We start from the raw sequence: 15,569 nt of genomic DNA on the forward strand, positions 1-15,569 counted from the left end.
TTTTCAGTCCTTTCGATAGGCCGCGGCCGCCTGCAAAAAGCGAACCGCCGCCTTGGGGTTTCCGGCCAGATAAAGATGCGGGAAACCCGCGTAGAGCGTCTCGCCCGCATGCACACAGTCCCATCCGGTTTCGCGCAGCGGCTTTTGCGCCCAAAAACCGCTGCCGGGATCAGTGCTGTCCCAATAGTGGAATTCGTGTGCGCGCAGGGTCTCCCCTGCCGCGCAGAGGAGGTTCTCCACCCGCGCGTGAAGTTCCACATAGCCAAACCGCCGCAGCCGATCGGTTTTATAACCGCCGGCTGGGATCGCCCCTGCCATCGGCAGCGCGGCTCCATCCATATCCTCGAGCGTTTTTCCCAAATAGAGAAATCCCCCACATTCCGCAATGGCCGGCATACCGCTTTTCACCGCTTCCCCAACAGAGGCGCGCATCCGTATATTATCTGAAAGTTCCCGCGCATAAAGCTCCGGGTATCCGCCGCCTATAAGCAATGCCTGCGCGCCGTCCGGTAATGTCTTATCCCGCAGCGGGCTAAACTCCAGAAGCTCTGCGCCAAGGTCGCGCAGCAGGGCCAGCGTATCCGCGTAATAGAAACAGAACGCCCTGTCCCGCGCCACCGCGACACGCGTTTCGCGCGGCCGCGCAAGGCCCGCAGGCCCGTTCGCCGCCAACGGGCGCGGGCCACCGCGAGAAGCCGTTCGATCTCAACCGTCTCGCAAAATCGTCCCGCCAGATGGTCGAGCTTTTCCGAAAGCTCTGAAACCTCGGCGGCGGTAACGAGCCCCAGATGCCGGCTCTCAAGCGCGCAATCCGGCATCTGCGGCAGATATCCCATAACCGGCACGCCGCAGGATTCTTCCACGATCCGTTTGATATCCGGATACAGCGCCGGGGAAATCTGGTTTAAAAGCACCGCCTGGATATTCGCATCCGGCCGCAGAGCGGTAAATCCCTTTACCTGCGCTGCGATCGAGACAGACATCCCTTTGCAGCCCACCACCAGCACAACCGGCGTTTTGGTCTGCCGCGCGAGATCATAAGAAGATGCATCAAAGGTTTTTGCCGCCAGCCCGTCATAGAATCCCATCACCCCTTCGATCACTGCGAGATCCGCGTTCCGCGCGCCGCGGCAGAGCCAATACCGCGCTGTGTCCGCATCCCCCAAAAACAGGTCGAGATTCGAAGAAAACGCCGTGCCGATACTTTTGTGATGGAACATGGGGTCAATATAATCCGGCCCGCATTTAAATGATGCGGGCCGCAACCCGCGCCGGATGAGCGCGCGCAATAGCGCGCAGGTCACCGTCGTCTTGCCGCTTCCGCTCGAAGCGGCGGCAATCATCAGCCTGGGGATTTCATACGTCATGCTTCAACCCTTTCCGCGCGCCGAAAAGATGGTCACCGGGTTCTGTGCGCGCATCATGTGGCAGGAACCAACCGGGTCCGCCCGGCTCACCGCAACCTGTACAATCTCCGCATCCCGCAGGTCGTAATCCCACAGGCAGGCCGTTGCCTGCGCCGCGGTTTCCAGCGTGACCGCCGAAACAACAATCCGGACAGCGGGATTCTTCTGAATCAGCGCCTCTATGATTTCCCGCAGATTCCCCGACGAGCCGCCGACAAACGCCGCGTCCGGTGCCGGGAGCGGGCCGAGCGCTTCCGGCGCTTTGCCCGCTATGATTTCGAGATTTCCCAGCGCAAATTGATCCCTGTTTTTTGCAATCAGTTCACAGCAATCGGGACTGCGCTCCACGGCATAAACGCTCCCCGCCGGATTTTGCAGCGCCAATTCGACCGCAACCGAACCGGTGCCCGCTCCCACGTCATAAAGCGTCTCGCCGTTTTGCGGCCGCAGCTTTGAAAGGATCACGCTGCGCACCTCGCTTTTGGTCATTGGAGCCTTCCCACGTATAAAACAGCTGTCCGGCAGGCCGGGGACGCCGGATGGCGTCAGTGGCCGTGGGTTCTCCACCAGCAGCACGGCAAGATCCCGAAAGGAGCCCTGCGCGAGCGCATGCACAGTCCCGGATGCGATCCGCTCGCCGGAATAGGAAAGCTCCTCCCCGGCAAAAGCGGGAAGTTCCCCCAGCCCGGCGTCACAAAGCCGCCTGCAAATGTCCTGCACCCGCCATTTCCCGCCCGTGAGGAAAAAGGTCCTCCTGTTCGCACGTACCCAAGGGCCGGGATTGCCCTCCCGGCCATGCAGGCTCACAAGCTTCACATCCTCCCAAGGGATGCCAATGCGCGCCGCGAAATACGAAAGCGAACTCACCCCGCACAGGATCTCCACCTCATACCCCGCCAAAAGCCCGCCGAGCCGTTTTGCCGCGCTGAAAAAGCCCGGATCGCCCGAAACGAGCACTGCAACGGGCCCTTGGGAAAGGGTAGAAATCCGTTCGGCAATTTCCCGCGGCGCGGCGGCGGCAAATTTTTCGCCCGGATGATCCGGAAAGCTGTCAAGCAGGCGGGGCGCGCCGATCAATACGCGGCTCCTGGAAATGGCGCCGGCCGCCTGCGCGGTCAGCAGGCCGGAATTCCCAGGCCCCACGCCGGCAATGGTTACCTTCATCGGTCATTCCACCGTCCTTCCTGTATTCTCCCCCTTACCGGTTTGCGCTGTTTCACAGCATCTCCCTTATGCGGTCAGCCAGCACCGCCGCGAGCCGCCGGTCCGCGCCAAGTGTACGGCCAAACCGGATTTTCACATTCGGATGCTCCGCTTGAAAAGCGGCAATCTCAGCGGGGATATCCTCTTTGATGTGCACCCCTTCAAACAGAAAATACGGCACAATCTTAATATCGTCCGCACCCCGGTCGATCAGCTTTTGAATTCCCGCGGCGATATTCGTTGCGCGAAACTCCATATAGGCTTCCACGATGTGTTCCATTCCCAGCTCTTCCTGCACATAGTCCCGGATGGCTTCCATCGTATTTTCGGTCCCGTTCTCGCGGCTTCCATGCGCCACAATCAAAACGCCGGTCATCTGACCGCCCCTTCCGATTTGAAATATTCCGCCGCGGCGTCCACAAAATAGTCGATATCCGCATCGGTGTGCGCATCTGATAGGAATACCGCCTCAAACTGGGCTGGGGCAAGATAAATCCCCTTTTCCAGCATATGCAGGAAATACCGCCCAAACGCCTGCGTATCCGAACTTCGCGCAGAGGAATAGCCGGTAACCGGCCCGCCTGTAAAGAAAAGGCATCCGAGCGATCCCAGCCCGTTCACCGTGCATCCGGGCGCGGCCTCGCGCAGCCCATCACAAAGCCGCTTGCCAAGCGCCGCGATATGCTCGTAGACTTCCGGATGCTCATTCAGATAGTGAAGCTGCGCAAGCCCCGCCGCCATTGCAACCGGGTTGCCGCTGAGCGTCCCGGCCTGATAGACCGGCCCGACCGGCGACACCATCTGCATAATCTCCCGCCGCCCGCCGTACGCGCCGACCGGCATTCCCGCGCCAATAATTTTTCCAAAGGTGGAAAGATCCGGCCGCACCCCGAAATATTCCTGCGCGCCGCCCTTCGCCAGCCGGAAGCCAGTGATCACTTCGTCGAAGATGAGCACCGTGCCATTCTCATCGCAAAGCTTGCGCAGCCCCTGCAAAAAGCCTTCCTCCGGCAATACCACGCCCATATTCGCCGCGACCGGTTCGAGGATGAGCGCCGCGACTTCCTCTCTGTTCTCCCAAAAAAGCGCTTCAACGCTCGCCAGGTCGTTATAATCCGCTGTCAGCGTGTCCCTGGCGCAGCCCGCCGGAACGCCCGCACTGTCTGGAATACCGGTGGTCAAACCGCCCGATCCCGCTTTGACGAGCATCGCGTCGCTGTGGCCATGATAGCAGCCTGCGAACTTGATCACCTTGCTGCGGCCCGTATAGCCGCGTGCGGCGCGGATCGCGCTCATGACCGCTTCGGTGCCGGAATTGACCATCCGGGAAACCTCCATCGACGGCACCATCTCGCAGATAAGCTCCGCCATCTCCACCTCGCGCTCGGTCGCCGCGCCGAAGCTGAGTCCATCCTCCACCGCGCGCAGCACCGCCTCCCGCACAGCCGGGTGGTTATGCCCCAGGATCATTGGTCCCCAAGAGCCGACATAGTCGACATAGAGGTTGCCGTCCGCGTCCCAGATGAACTGCCGGTCCGCTTTCGCGATGAAACGCGGCGTCGCCCCCACCGAGCCGAACGCCCGCACCGGGCTGTTCACGCCGCCCGGGATATGTTTGACCGCGCGCTGAAAAAGCGCGTCGGAAAGCTTTGTATTCATCATCCGATCCTCCCTTCGTCAATCCAGCCCGCCAACTCCTTGGCATAGTAGGTGATAAGGATATCCGCGCCCGCCCGGAAAACCGACATAGCCGCCTCGCAGGCAACTGCGGCTTCGTCGATGAGGCCCGCTTTCGCGGCGGCCTTGATCATGGCGTATTCGCCGCTCACGCTGTAGGCCGCGAGCGGCAGGTCAAAGCTGCCCGCCACCTCGTGGATCACATCAAGATAAGAAAGTGCCGGCTTCACCATCAGGATATCCGCACCCTGCTCCACGTCGAGCGCCGCCTCCCTGACCGCTTCACGGCGGTTGTGAGGGTCCATCTGGTAGCTTCTGCGGTCTCCGAACGCTGGCGCGCTGCCCGCCGCCTCACGGAACGGCCCATAGAAAGCCGACGCATATTTGACCGCGTAGGACATGATCGGCGTATTCACAAAGCCATACCGGTCAAGCCGCTCGCGGATCGCGCCGATCCGCCCGTCCATCATGTCGGAGGGCGCCACCATGTCCGCGCCTGCCTGCACATGGGAGAGCGCGGTCTTTGCAAGCACCTCCAGCGTTTTGTCGTTGTCGACCTCGCGGCCGTCCAGGATGCCGCAATGGCCGTGGGAAGTGTATTCGCACATGCAGACGTCGGTGATCAGATAAAGGTCCGGGAAGTCGCGTTTAGCAGCGCGCAGCGCCTGCTGCACCACACCGTTTTCCGCCCATGCGCTGCTGCCGTACTGGTCCTTATGCGCCGGGATGCCAAACAACAGCACTGCAGGTACGCCGGCTTTCCGCACCTTCTCAAGTTCGAGATGCAGCGTGTCCGGGCTGTAGCGCGTCTGCCCCTCTAACGACGGGATCGGCGTGACGATCCCGCATCCCTCCTCCACAAAGATCGGGTAAATGAGCGCCGCCTTCGAAAGCCTGGTTTCCCGCACCATCTTACGGATCGACGGGTTCGCGCGCAGGCGGCGCGGACGGTTTATCAATTCCATTTCAAAGCTCCCCTTTACCAAGTTCAATCATCCGTTCCACCATACTCTCAATCGTGGCCTCTTTTGCGATTGCGGTGCGCATACCGGACTCTTTTGCGGCCGCCTCGGTCGCCTTCCCGATACAGACCGCCGTAAATTTCAGGTTGTCCTGCCTGCCAAGCGTATTTACAAACCCGCGTACAGTCGAAGCGCTTGTAAACGCCACATAATCAACCTCTCCGGCATCGAGCATCCGTGCCGCCACATCCGCGTTTGGCCAAGTGTAACGCGTCTCATAAACCGCAAGATCGTCGTATGCGACTGCTGCCGCTTTAAGCGTTTTGGGCAAGCCAGCCGAACCTTCTTTTGCCCGCGCGAGCAGTACCCGTTCATCCGGCCGCACCTCGCGTACCAGCGCCTTCCCGAGCGCTTCGCCGCTGTAAATTTCCGGCACCAGATCCGGGATCAGCCCGCGCATTTCGAGTTCCGCTGCGGTCGCAGAGCCGATTGCAGCAAGTTTTATGCCCCCAAGCGCGCGCACGTCCTTCCCGCGCCCTCTCAGCGCGTCAAAGAAAAGCCGTACGCCCGCCGGGCTGGTGAAAACGAGCCAACTGTATTCCCTCAATCGTGAAAACGCTTCATCAAGTTCCGGGTTTGGTTCCAGCGGCATAGTTTCTATGCAGGGCAGCTCGATCACCTGTGCGCCGTAATCGCGCAGAAGCTGTGAAAACCGGCCGGCGCGATTCCTCGGCCGGGTGACGAGCACCGTCCTGCCGCCGAGCGGGCGTTTCTCCATCCAGGAAAATTCCTCCGCCAGCGCGCAGACCCGGCCAACCGCAATGACCGCCGGCGTGCCGATCCCCGCTTCCCGCGCGTGTTCCGGGAGCGCTTTGACTGTGGACACAACGGTACGCTGCGCGGCCGTGGTACCGCGCTCGATGATGGCCGCGGGCGTCTCGGCGGGCATCCCCGCCCGCAGCAGCCCCTTGCAGATCTCCTCCAGCGCGCCGACTCCCATCAGGAAGATCAGAGTCCCACCGAGCCGCACCAGCGCTTCATAGTCGATCTGCGCTTCCGGCACATGTTTGGTGTGCCCGGCGACGATATGCACAGACGAGCTGAGGCTGCGATGGGAAACTGGAATCCCTGCGTAAGCCGGCACCGAGATGGCCGAAGTCACCCCCGGAACAATTTCAAACGGGATATTATACTCCGACAGCAGTTCCAGCTCCTCACCGCCGCGCCCGAAAAGGAACGGGTCGCCTCCTTTGAGCCGCACGACCAGTTTTCCGGCCATCGCTTCCTGCAGCAGGATGCGGTTGATCTCCCCCTGCGGCACCGGGTGGCTTCCCGCCCGCTTGCCAACGTCGATCCTCCTTGCCGAATCCGGGATCAGCGCAAGAATCTCCGGACTCACAAGCGCGTCGTAGACAACCACGTCCGCCTGTACGAGCAGGTGTTTTCCCTTCAGCGTGAAGAGACCAACGTCCCCCGGGCCCGCCCCTACCAGATAGACCTTTCCTTCTTTCATCATTTTCCCTCCAGCGTCCGCGCGAGCGTCTCCCCAAGGTGTTCAGCCTGTTCCACCGCGCCGGAGAGCTTTCCGGTGCGGTAATTTTCGCCGTCCGCTTCACAATATAACCCGGTCAGCCGTAGCTCCCGACCGGAAATCTCCGCGTACGCCGCGACCGGGGAGGAACATCCCCCGTCGAGCGCTCGTACAAAAGCCCGTTCGGCCAGCGCCGCATAGCGGGATGCAGCATCCCCGACCGCGTCCAGGAATCCCACGTCCTCCCCGGCACGGCACTGCACCGCCAGGATCCCCTGCCCAGCCGCCGGAATCATTTCATCCGTGGAAAAACAGCGGCTGATCCGCTTTCCAAGCCCAAGCCGGTCAAGCCCTGCCGCGGCCAGCACGAGCGCGCCATATTCCCCGCCGTCGAGTTTGGCAAGGCGGGTGAGCACATTGCCCCGAACGCTTTTTACCGGGCTACCCGGAAAAAGCCTTGCAAGCTGCAGCTGGCGGCGCGGGCTCGAACAGCCGATCGGTCCGGCGTTTTCGCCGCCATGCGGCAGCACCAGCACGTCGCGCGGGTCCGCCCGGCGGGAAAACGCCGCAAGCGGCAGATCTTCCGGGATCTGCATCGGCATATCCTTGAGGCTGTGGACCGAAAGATCGATCACGCCGCCGCGCAGCGCCCGTTCGAGCTCCTTTACAAAAAGGCCCTTGCCGCCGATCTTGTCAAGTGTACGGTCGAGGATCTTATCGCCGGTCGTTTTCATCGTGATGAGCTCGCAGGTGATCTCCGGATAATTTTCCTCAATCGCCTGGATGACCAGCTGGCTCTGGATCACTGCCAGCCGGCTTTCACGGCTGCCCACACGGATTTTACGCTTCATCATGCGGCCTCTCCTCCTCCGGCACAAGTTCGCTGATCCGTTCGCGGATCCGCTCGGTGACCGCGCGGGCCAGGTGATGTCCCGCGCCGCTTGCCGTCACCCCAATCACAATCTTTCCCTTCTGTGCCACACCCGGAAAAAAGAAAGTGCATTCCTCTGGCGCGTCCGCCACATTCGCAGGAATTTTCGCGGTTTTCGCCTCTTCATAGACCGCATGGTTCACCTCGCGGTTGTTGGTTGCGGCAAGCACCAGATCAAATCCTGCGCAGTCCCCGCGCAGGTAGGCGCGGCGGATGAGCGTCACACCAAGCTGTTCCATTTCCGGGGAAATCTGTGGGGAAATAACCGTGACTTCCCGGCAGAACCGCTGCAAAACCGCCGCGCGGCGGTATGCCACCGCGCCGCCGCCGAAAACCGCCGCACGGGTTTCTGAAAGGTTGGCAAAAAGCGGGAAAAACGCGGCGCCGGACGGCGCCTTTTTCACAGCTTGCGAAAGGCCATAGTCCTTCTGCAAAAGCGCGGTCAGTTCATCGTAAGGCAAACCCGTATCCTCCCGCGGACGCCCGATCACAATGGCCGTCGCACCGGTATCATGCGCCGCGTCAAGCTTCTCCGGGAATCCTCCCGCGCCGCCGGACTCTTTGGTCACCAGGATGTCCGCTCCTATCTGCCGCAGGGTCGCGCAGTTCATTTCCCGCGTGAACGGGCCCTGCATTGCAATCAGGTTCTGCACCCGGTAGCCCAGTGCCAGGCAGCGCTGAACCGATTCGATGGTTGGAAGCACCCGCGGAAAGATCCGCTCCTGATAGTCCGGCACACGCGTGAAGATATCGAGTTCCTTGCTTCCGGTCGTGAGCAGAACGTTTCCTTTGGTGGCCGCGATCACCTCCGCCGCGCCAAAGGCGTCTGCCACATAGACGCAGCCCTCCGCCGCGCTTTCCGGCCTGGAAAGGCGCAGACAGCGCACACCGGCCGCGGCGCAGGCCGCCCGTATGTTTCCGGTGACAAGCGCCGCGTAAGGGTGGGTCGCGTCGATCACACAGTCCAGCTGCAGAGACTGCAGCAGGGTGGTCATCTCATCCGCATCCAGCCGGTCGGCAAAGACCTGTACGTTTTCAGGCAAAAGCAGCTTTCCATATGCGGTGGCGACGCTGGCACAGACCGACGCGCCGCATCCATCGAGCCATTCAATCAGCCTTCGTCCCTCCGAAGTCCCCGCAAAAACCAGAAAATGCGCCATAATTCTCTCCTTGAAGCGTTTGCTTCGCTCAACTTTCGGTCACTTTGTAGCCGCGCGGCGTCACCAGCCTGCCGTCCTGAATCCTTGTATGAGAATTGCCGATAAACACGGTGGTGAACATATCCGCCTCCACGTCTTTCAGTTCCGACAGGGTCATCACCGCGCAGGATTCGTCCGTGCGGCCGATATTACGGACCAAGCCCGCCGCGTTTTCCGGCGCGCGGTGGCGCAGCAGGATTTCACAGGCCTTTCTGAGATAATCGCCGCGCTTTTTGCTCGCGGGGTTATAAAGGCAGATGCAGAAGTCCGCCGCGGCCGCCGCGGCCAGCCGTTTCTCGATCGTTTCCCAGGGAGTGAGCAGGTCACTCAGGGAAATCACCGCGAAATCGTGTCCGAGCGGCGCGCCCAGCAGCGCAGCGCCGCTGCACGCGGCGGTCACGCCCGGCACAACCTCAATGTCCACCGGCGGATAATCCTTCGACAGTTCATAGAGGAGCCCTGCCATCCCATAAACCCCTGGATCGCCGCTGCAAACCATCGAAACGGTATGCCCCTGCGCCGCCTTTTCAAGCGCCAGCCGGCAGCGTTCCTCCTCCCGGCGCATCGGCGTCGACAGCAGCTGCTTTTGGGGGTAGCGCTCCCGCACCAGATCAATATAGACGCTGTAGCCCGCGATCACATCGCTTTCCAAAAGCGCGGCCGCGGCCTGCGGCGTCAGATACTTTGCATCTCCCGGGCCGAGCCCGACCACATACAGTTTCATACCTGCTCCTTCCCATGCGCGGATTTTTGCAGTCCTTCGATACATTGCTTCCACAGCTGCGGCGCAAGGTTTTCCCGCAGCCCGTAAAGCAGCCGGGCGACCGCCTTCTGCGCCGACTGGTTCAGATATCCCGCGAAGGCATCCCGGTCGTCCTGCGCAAGCGGCAGCCGGCGAATCGGTTTTTGCATCCGGCCCAACAGGTCATCCGCCGCGCAGGCGCTGATTTCCCCCACTGCCGGGATAAATTCTCGGAAGCGGTACCACGCTTCAAATTCCGCGAGGCAGCTCTGTAAAATCTCCCGCACCTGTGTGAGTGTTTCATAATCTGCGCGCACCGGACGGCGCCCGCAGATCTGGTCGGTATCATAAAGCGAAAGGTCGGGCCGGTCCGCAAGCGCGGGGTCGATGTCCCGCGGCACCGCCAAATCGCAGAGGATTGCCGGTGTGGGAAACGGCGCCACATCCGACGCGCGCAGCGTGTAATGCGGGCTGGCGGTCGCGCTCACCACCACCCGCATACCGGGCAGGTATATCAGCCGTTTTTCATAGGCAATGGTCTGCGCGCCGTCCGGAATACAGACTTCGCCGTGGTGATACTGCCGCACAGTCATTAAAACATCACAGCCCTCGGCCACAAGTGCCGAAGCCGCAAGCCTGCCCATCTCGCCGTTTCCGATGACCATACAGGGCAGTCCATCGAGCGTTCCCAGCTTCCCGCGCAGAAACGCGACCGTGCTGGCCGCCACCGAGCGGTCAGCGGCTGTGAGCCGCACGTCGGTCTTGACCCGCTTCGCGGCGGTAACCGCCATGCGGAAGAGGGTCTCCAGCACCGGCCCGGCCGCGCCGCACCCGCGCGCAAGCGCAAGCGCATCCCCCACCTGGGTGATGATCTGATCCTCCCCAAACACCTGCGATTTAAGCCCACAGGCGAGCGCGAAAAGATGTTCCGCCGCTTCCCGTCCTGCCCGGTCGAGAAAGCAGTCCCGATATTCCGCAGGGTCCACCCCGCAAACGTCACAGAGCGCCTCGTACGGCAAAAGCTTCCCGCCGCAGATCCAAAGCTCGGTACGGTTGCAGGTCGAAAGGATCACGCACCCCTGCGCGCCGCCGTCCGCCCGCAGCCTTTCCATGGCTACGGCCGCGGCGCCTCTGGTCATTGCAAACCGTTCGCGCACTTCAACAGGCGCGCGGTTATAATCAATCCCTGTCATCCGTATGTCCAAAACGTACCCTCCAGTTTGCCACGGCCGCCGCGGCTGTGACAGCATTCCTGCTCTGTTTGCGCATCAGCAGGTTCCCGCCTGAAACGAGCACCGCGGCCCGTTCACAGACATTGTCCACCCCGACCGCGCCCTTTACAAACGCCGAGCCGGAAAATGATCCCTCCAACGCGCCGAGCGTCCCGGCGGACGCGGTGCACAGCGGCAGGCGGTATTTCTCGCAGAAGGCCAGGATGCACGGCTCCCGTGCCTTTAAATCGATCGTCGCGACCTCCCGGACCGCCTGCACCGAAAGGTCGTTCTGCGAAAGCAGCGCCAGGATCGCTTCCTCGAAGACCTCCGGCGCTACATCCTTGCGGCAGCCCACCCCAAGCGTCACAATGCGCGGGACGAGATGCAGGGTACGCAAAAACGGCTCGTCCCTGCCGGAAAATGAAACACAGATGCCAAGCGGTCCGTCCTCCGCCATCGTGAGCCCCTGCGGCAGCGCGCTTTCGACCACGAAATCGCTGCAAAACCCCACCGCATTCCCATCGAGCAGCGCTGCGGAAACCGCTTTCGCGTTCTCCCGCTCGCAGATTGCAAGATTCTGCTCCTTTGCCCACACGTCGACCGCAAACCGGCCGTTTAAATCTGTAGCGGTCGTGATAACCGGCGTCGCGTCCAAGCACTCCGCAAGCTCCCGCGCCAGTTTGTTCGCACCGCCCATATGCCCCGAAAGCAGCGGAATCACAAAGTTTGCCTGCTCATCCACCGAAAGCACGGCCGGGTCGGTGAGTTTATCTTTCACATGCGGCGCGATCGCCCGCACGGCGATGCCCGCCGCGCCCACAAAGATGATCCCATCGCTTTCCCCAAAAGAGCGGGCCGTCCAGCTTTCAAGCGGTTCCAGCAGCGGCGTGAGGCCGCCGTTACCGGCGTGGCGCGGCATGGCACAGGCGCTGCACAGATGCCCGTTCTCCCGCAGTATCCCGCGCAGCGCAGCGGCAACCCGCGCACCGTTTTCAGTGAAAGAAACGACTGAAATTCTCATACCAGCGCCTCGCGGTAACCGGTCGTGAATGCCGGGTCGTAAAGCTTCGAGCGGGCATAATCCTCCCCGAGGAAATCTCCCACCAGGATGAGCGCCGTTTTGGTGATGCGATGCTCCTCGGCCAGCGCCGGGAGCAGCCCGACCGTGCATACGATCGTTTTTTCGTCCGGCCAGCTCGCTTTATAAACGATCGCGGCGGGCGTATCCTCCGGATAGCCGCCCGCGATAAGCTTTTCGGAAAGCCGTTCCACCATCCCCGCGCTGAGATAGACGGCCATCGAGGCGCGGTGCGCGGCCAGCTTTTCAATTTCCTCCCGCTCCGGCACCGGCGTGCGTCCAGCCATACGGGTGACAATCAGCGTCTGGGAAACGTCCGGCAGGGTATATTCCGCGCCGCCGAGGTGCGCAAGCGCCGCCGCCGCGCCGGAAAAAGCGCTCACCCCAGGCGTCACGTCATAACGAACCCCCGCTTCTTCGAGCAAATCTATCTGCTCGCGGATGGCGCCGTAAAGCGACGGGTCGCCGGTATGCAGCCGCACAGTGCTTTTCCCGGCAGCTTCGGCCGCCTGCACCACCGAAAAAACCTCCTCCAGCGTCATTTTCGCGCTGTCATGGATTTCACAGCCCGGCTTCGCTTCCTTTAAAAGTGCGGGGTTCACAAGCGATCCTGCGTAGATGATCACATCCGCCTCGCGCAGGAGCCTTTGCCCGCGCACGGTGATGAGGTCCGGCGCGCCGCAGCCCGCTCCCACAAAATGCACCATAACCGCACCTATCCTTTCACGACAATGATCGAAAAATAACTTGCATCCGCGTCCGCCCCGTCGAGAGAATTGAACACCCGCTCGCCCTCCATGCCACACTTCTGGACCATCCGCGCGCTTTCATAAAGCCCGCGTTCTTTCAGCCGCGCCTTCACCTGTTCGATCGATTTTCCGGTTTTCATCAGAACTTTGGCGCCGGCGTAACCGAGCCCCTCATCCACACTGGAATAGGAACCGGGGATGATGTGCAGCGGCTGGGACGCCTCGGTGAGGCTGACGCCGAGCCGGGCGGCCGCGGCACAGAAAGACGGCACGCCCGCGATCACGCGCGTTTCATATCCGCAGGCGCGGACACGTTCGTCAAGATAGAAATAAGTGGAATAGACCGACACGTCCCCCAAAGTGAGAAACGCCACGTCGCTGCCCGCCGCGAGCAGCTCCATGAGCATGTCCGCCGCCTTGCCGCGGGTACGGTCGAGCTCCGCCTTATCACGGGTCATCGGCATGGAAAGCTCGACAATCTGTTTTCTGGAAATTTCCGGCACCGCTTGCAGGGCGATGCCCAACGCGATCGGGGCGTTTTCATCCGCAGAACGCGGCACCGCGATGACCGGGCACTGCCGTATGATCCGCGCCGCTTTGAGCGTGAGCAATTCCGGGTCGCCGGGGCCGACGCTCACGCCGTATAAGGTTCCGTTCATATGGGTTCCTCCGTCTGTCTGAGCTTTTCGAGCAGCGCCGCCGCGCCAGTCGTCTGGCCGAGCACGCCGCGTGGATTGGAAAAGAGCACTGCGCCCACCGGGATTCCCCCGGCGCGGCGCTCCAAATGAAATTCGATCCTTTGCAGGATGAACCGAACGGTATCGTTTAATACACCGCCCGCTTCGAGCAGGCCGAGCGCTTCGTCGGTGGTCGCGCAGTCGAGCAGCCGCTTCACCAGCAGCCTGTCCGCGCCCGCCCGCGCCGCATAGGCCGTCAATATCTCCATACGCGCATCCGCCACCCGCGAATGCGTCTCAAAAATGCCCCCCGCAAGCTTCACAAGCTTGCCGATATGCCCGACGAGCAGAATTCCGGAAAATCTCAACCGCACCGCATGGTCGATCGCCTCGCCGATGTAATTGGAGCAGAGCACCGACCGGGAAAGATCGAGCCGCAACGCCCTTCGCGCAAATGTCTCGCCGTAGTTGCCCGGCGTCAGCAGAACCGGCCCATTTCCGGCGGCATACCGCACGCCAAGCTCGGTGCGGATCGTTTCGACGAGCGCCGTTTCGCTCATCGGCTCGACGATGCCGGTTGTCCCAAGGATCGAGATACCGCCCACAATGCCCAGCCTCGGATTGAAGGTCCGCGCGGCAATCTGTTCGCCCTGCGGCACCTCAATTACCACCCGCAGGCCTGTTTCCATTCCACAATCCCCCAGCGCTTCGCGCGCTGCCCGGGCGATCATCTCGCGCGGGACGCGGTTGATGGCCGCCGCGCCGGGCGGCTGGTCAAGCCCGGGCCGGGTCACCCTGGCCGCCGCGCCGGGCGGCTGGTCAAGCCCGGGCCGGGTCACCCGGCCGACGCCGTTTCCGCCGTCGACCGAAATCAGCCCATCCGGCTCTGCCGTCACACAGGCAAAGATCAAAAGCCCATCGGTCGCGTCCGCGTCGTCGCCCGCGTCCTTGCGCACCGCGCATCGCGCCGTTTTTCCGTCAAACGACGCCGCCTCAACCGGAAGTGCCAAACGGACTCCCCCCGGTGTTTCAATGACGGACTCAATGGGAGCGCAGCCGGTCAGCAGCATCCGAGCCGCCGCTTTCGCGGCCGCCGCAGCGCACGACCCGGTCGTATAGCCGCAGCGCAGCCTCTGCGCGCCGCAGTAGACGTAACGTTCGAGCATCCCCGTCCCCCCTTGGTTTTCGGCAGGCGTCCGGCTGTGCCGGGCCGCGCGGCGATAAATCCTTCTCTGAAATTATACCGCATATGTGACATTTTTGAAATACGGAAAGCGCATTTGGCCGTTTGGGGCGTTTTACACTTCCGGACAAAAAGAAAGCCGTCCGGGCGGACAAGTTCCCGAACGGCGAAAAAAGACGGACATCCGGATTTTATCATCCGGCCGCCTGATTTCTCACGCCCGCAAAAGAACCGTCCGCCGCGCGATCCCCGTATGGCCGGATATTCTGGCTTATGCCTCAACGCGGCGGTCCGCCTTCCCGGGATTTTTCCCAGTGGCATCCTGAACCGCAGCTAAGCACTTACAGCAGCGTCCCTGCGCGGGAGTTTCACCCGGCTTCCCCTGCACCATACTTTTATACCAATTGAGTTCTTTTAAATTCTAATGTACCGGTATGCAAAAGTCAAGCAAACCGCATAGGATAAGAATGATATTCTAAATTAATCAAAATGGAAAATGGGGGTTCTTTTATGCCAACCATCAATGCCTATGAACGCTCCAAGGCCGCCGCTTATGCCGAACGGTGGGCATTTTCGCGCAACCCGCGCTATCTCAGCTTCGACGGGATCGGCGGGGACTGCACCAGCTTTATCTCCCAGTGCATCTATGCCGGCAGCGGAATCATGAATTATAAAAAAGACGTGGGCTGGTATTATAACAGCGCAACCGACCGCGCAGCGGCCTGGAGCGGCGTACCGTACCTGTATAAATTTCTCACCGCAAACAAAGGCGCGGGCCCATTCGCTTCCCTAAGCGGCCCGGAAGGGATGCAGCTCGGCGACGTTATCCAGCTTGGCGATGCGAACGGCAAGTGGTATCACTCACTGCTCGTGACCGGGGTCACGGACAGCGGCCTGCTGGTTTCCACCCACACCTATGACGCGCATCTGCGGCCTCTTTCCAGCTACATCTATGCACAGGCCCGTTTTTTACATATCGAAGGCGTGCGGCGCTGGTGACAAAGCCGGGGGCCCGCG

General features: G+C 61.6%; 16 protein-coding genes and 1 riboswitch. Of the genes, 1 reads left to right on the forward strand and 15 read right to left on the reverse strand.

Features of this window, described 5'->3' with window-relative positions; genetic code table 11:
• Positions 1–3: 3 nt before the first annotated feature.
• The 15 genes from BN4275_RS17855 to cbiD are packed head-to-tail and all read right to left on the reverse strand — an operon-like array spanning position 4 to position 14,535.
• Positions 4–576, reverse strand: a complete 573-nt coding sequence (locus BN4275_RS17855; protein ID WP_341423471.1) for a hypothetical protein — start codon at positions 574–576, stop codon at positions 4–6.
• Positions 483–1,367: a nucleotide-binding protein gene (locus BN4275_RS17860; protein WP_341423458.1), complete on the reverse strand. Its 885-nt coding sequence runs from the start codon at positions 1,365–1,367 to the stop codon at positions 483–485. The genes BN4275_RS17855 and BN4275_RS17860 overlap by 94 nt, the downstream gene beginning before the upstream one ends.
• Before the next feature lie 3 nt (positions 1,368–1,370).
• Positions 1,371–2,570, reverse strand: coding sequence for a bifunctional cobalt-precorrin-7 (C(5))-methyltransferase/cobalt-precorrin-6B (C(15))-methyltransferase (locus tag BN4275_RS15955; protein WP_066460013.1), 1,200 nt, complete (start codon positions 2,568–2,570; stop codon positions 1,371–1,373).
• 52 nt (positions 2,571–2,622) lie between these two features.
• The gene (locus tag BN4275_RS15960; RefSeq protein ID WP_066460014.1) at positions 2,623–2,985 is read right to left on the reverse strand and encodes a sirohydrochlorin chelatase; all 363 of its coding nucleotides are present in this window, start codon (positions 2,983–2,985) and stop codon (positions 2,623–2,625) included.
• Complete coding sequence (gene hemL / locus BN4275_RS15965) at positions 2,982–4,271, reverse strand: glutamate-1-semialdehyde 2,1-aminomutase (RefSeq protein ID WP_479722609.1); 1,290 nt, start codon at positions 4,269–4,271, stop codon at positions 2,982–2,984. Before hemL ends, BN4275_RS15960 begins: the two co-directional genes overlap by 4 nt.
• Positions 4,268–5,251, reverse strand: a complete 984-nt coding sequence (gene hemB / locus BN4275_RS15970) for a porphobilinogen synthase (protein ID WP_066460016.1) — start codon at positions 5,249–5,251, stop codon at positions 4,268–4,270. Before hemB ends, hemL begins: the two co-directional genes overlap by 4 nt.
• A 1-nt stretch (position 5,252) precedes the next feature.
• Positions 5,253–6,761, reverse strand: a complete 1,509-nt coding sequence (cobA, locus tag BN4275_RS15975) for a uroporphyrinogen-III C-methyltransferase (protein WP_066460017.1) — start codon at positions 6,759–6,761, stop codon at positions 5,253–5,255.
• Positions 6,761–7,633, reverse strand: a complete 873-nt coding sequence (hemC, locus tag BN4275_RS15980) for a hydroxymethylbilane synthase (RefSeq protein WP_079988324.1) — start codon at positions 7,631–7,633, stop codon at positions 6,761–6,763. The genes cobA and hemC overlap by 1 nt, the downstream gene beginning before the upstream one ends.
• On the reverse strand, positions 7,620–8,870 hold the full coding sequence (cobK, locus tag BN4275_RS15985) for a precorrin-6A reductase (protein WP_066460018.1): 1,251 nt from the start codon (positions 8,868–8,870) through the stop codon (positions 7,620–7,622). Before cobK ends, hemC begins: the two co-directional genes overlap by 14 nt.
• Before the next feature lie 28 nt (positions 8,871–8,898).
• The gene (gene cobJ, locus BN4275_RS15990; RefSeq protein ID WP_066460019.1) at positions 8,899–9,633 is read right to left on the reverse strand and encodes a precorrin-3B C(17)-methyltransferase; all 735 of its coding nucleotides are present in this window, start codon (positions 9,631–9,633) and stop codon (positions 8,899–8,901) included.
• On the reverse strand, positions 9,630–10,856 hold the full coding sequence (locus BN4275_RS15995; RefSeq protein ID WP_066460020.1) for a glutamyl-tRNA reductase: 1,227 nt from the start codon (positions 10,854–10,856) through the stop codon (positions 9,630–9,632). The genes cobJ and BN4275_RS15995 overlap by 4 nt, the downstream gene beginning before the upstream one ends.
• Entirely contained in the window at positions 10,831–11,886 is a 1,056-nt protein-coding gene (locus tag BN4275_RS16000) for a cobalt-precorrin 5A hydrolase (protein WP_066460021.1), read from the reverse strand. The genes BN4275_RS15995 and BN4275_RS16000 overlap by 26 nt, the downstream gene beginning before the upstream one ends.
• Positions 11,883–12,650 carry a precorrin-4 C(11)-methyltransferase gene (gene cobM / locus BN4275_RS16005; RefSeq protein ID WP_066460022.1) on the reverse strand — a complete coding sequence of 256 codons (768 nt, stop codon included), beginning with the start codon at positions 12,648–12,650 and terminating at the stop codon, positions 11,883–11,885. The genes BN4275_RS16000 and cobM overlap by 4 nt, the downstream gene beginning before the upstream one ends.
• A gap of 8 nt (positions 12,651–12,658) precedes the next feature.
• Positions 12,659–13,351 (reverse strand): precorrin-2 C(20)-methyltransferase, encoded by a 693-nt coding sequence (gene cobI / locus BN4275_RS16010; RefSeq protein ID WP_066460023.1) that lies wholly within the window; start codon positions 13,349–13,351, stop codon positions 12,659–12,661.
• Positions 13,348–14,535: a cobalt-precorrin-5B (C(1))-methyltransferase CbiD gene (gene cbiD / locus BN4275_RS16015; protein ID WP_066460024.1), complete on the reverse strand. Its 1,188-nt coding sequence runs from the start codon at positions 14,533–14,535 to the stop codon at positions 13,348–13,350. The genes cobI and cbiD overlap by 4 nt, the downstream gene beginning before the upstream one ends.
• 255 nt (positions 14,536–14,790) lie before the next feature.
• Positions 14,791–14,959: riboswitch (cobalamin riboswitch) on the reverse strand.
• Positions 14,960–15,062: 103 nt separating this feature from the next.
• On the opposite strand from cbiD, the gene BN4275_RS16020 reads away from it, so the two are divergent.
• Complete coding sequence (locus BN4275_RS16020) at positions 15,063–15,551, forward strand: amidase domain-containing protein (RefSeq protein ID WP_066460025.1); 489 nt, start codon at positions 15,063–15,065, stop codon at positions 15,549–15,551.
• Positions 15,552–15,569 lie beyond the last annotated feature (18 nt).

The organism is Anaerotruncus rubiinfantis (assembly GCF_900078395.1).
Classification (GTDB): domain Bacteria; phylum Bacillota; class Clostridia; order Oscillospirales; family Ruminococcaceae; genus Anaerotruncus; species Anaerotruncus rubiinfantis.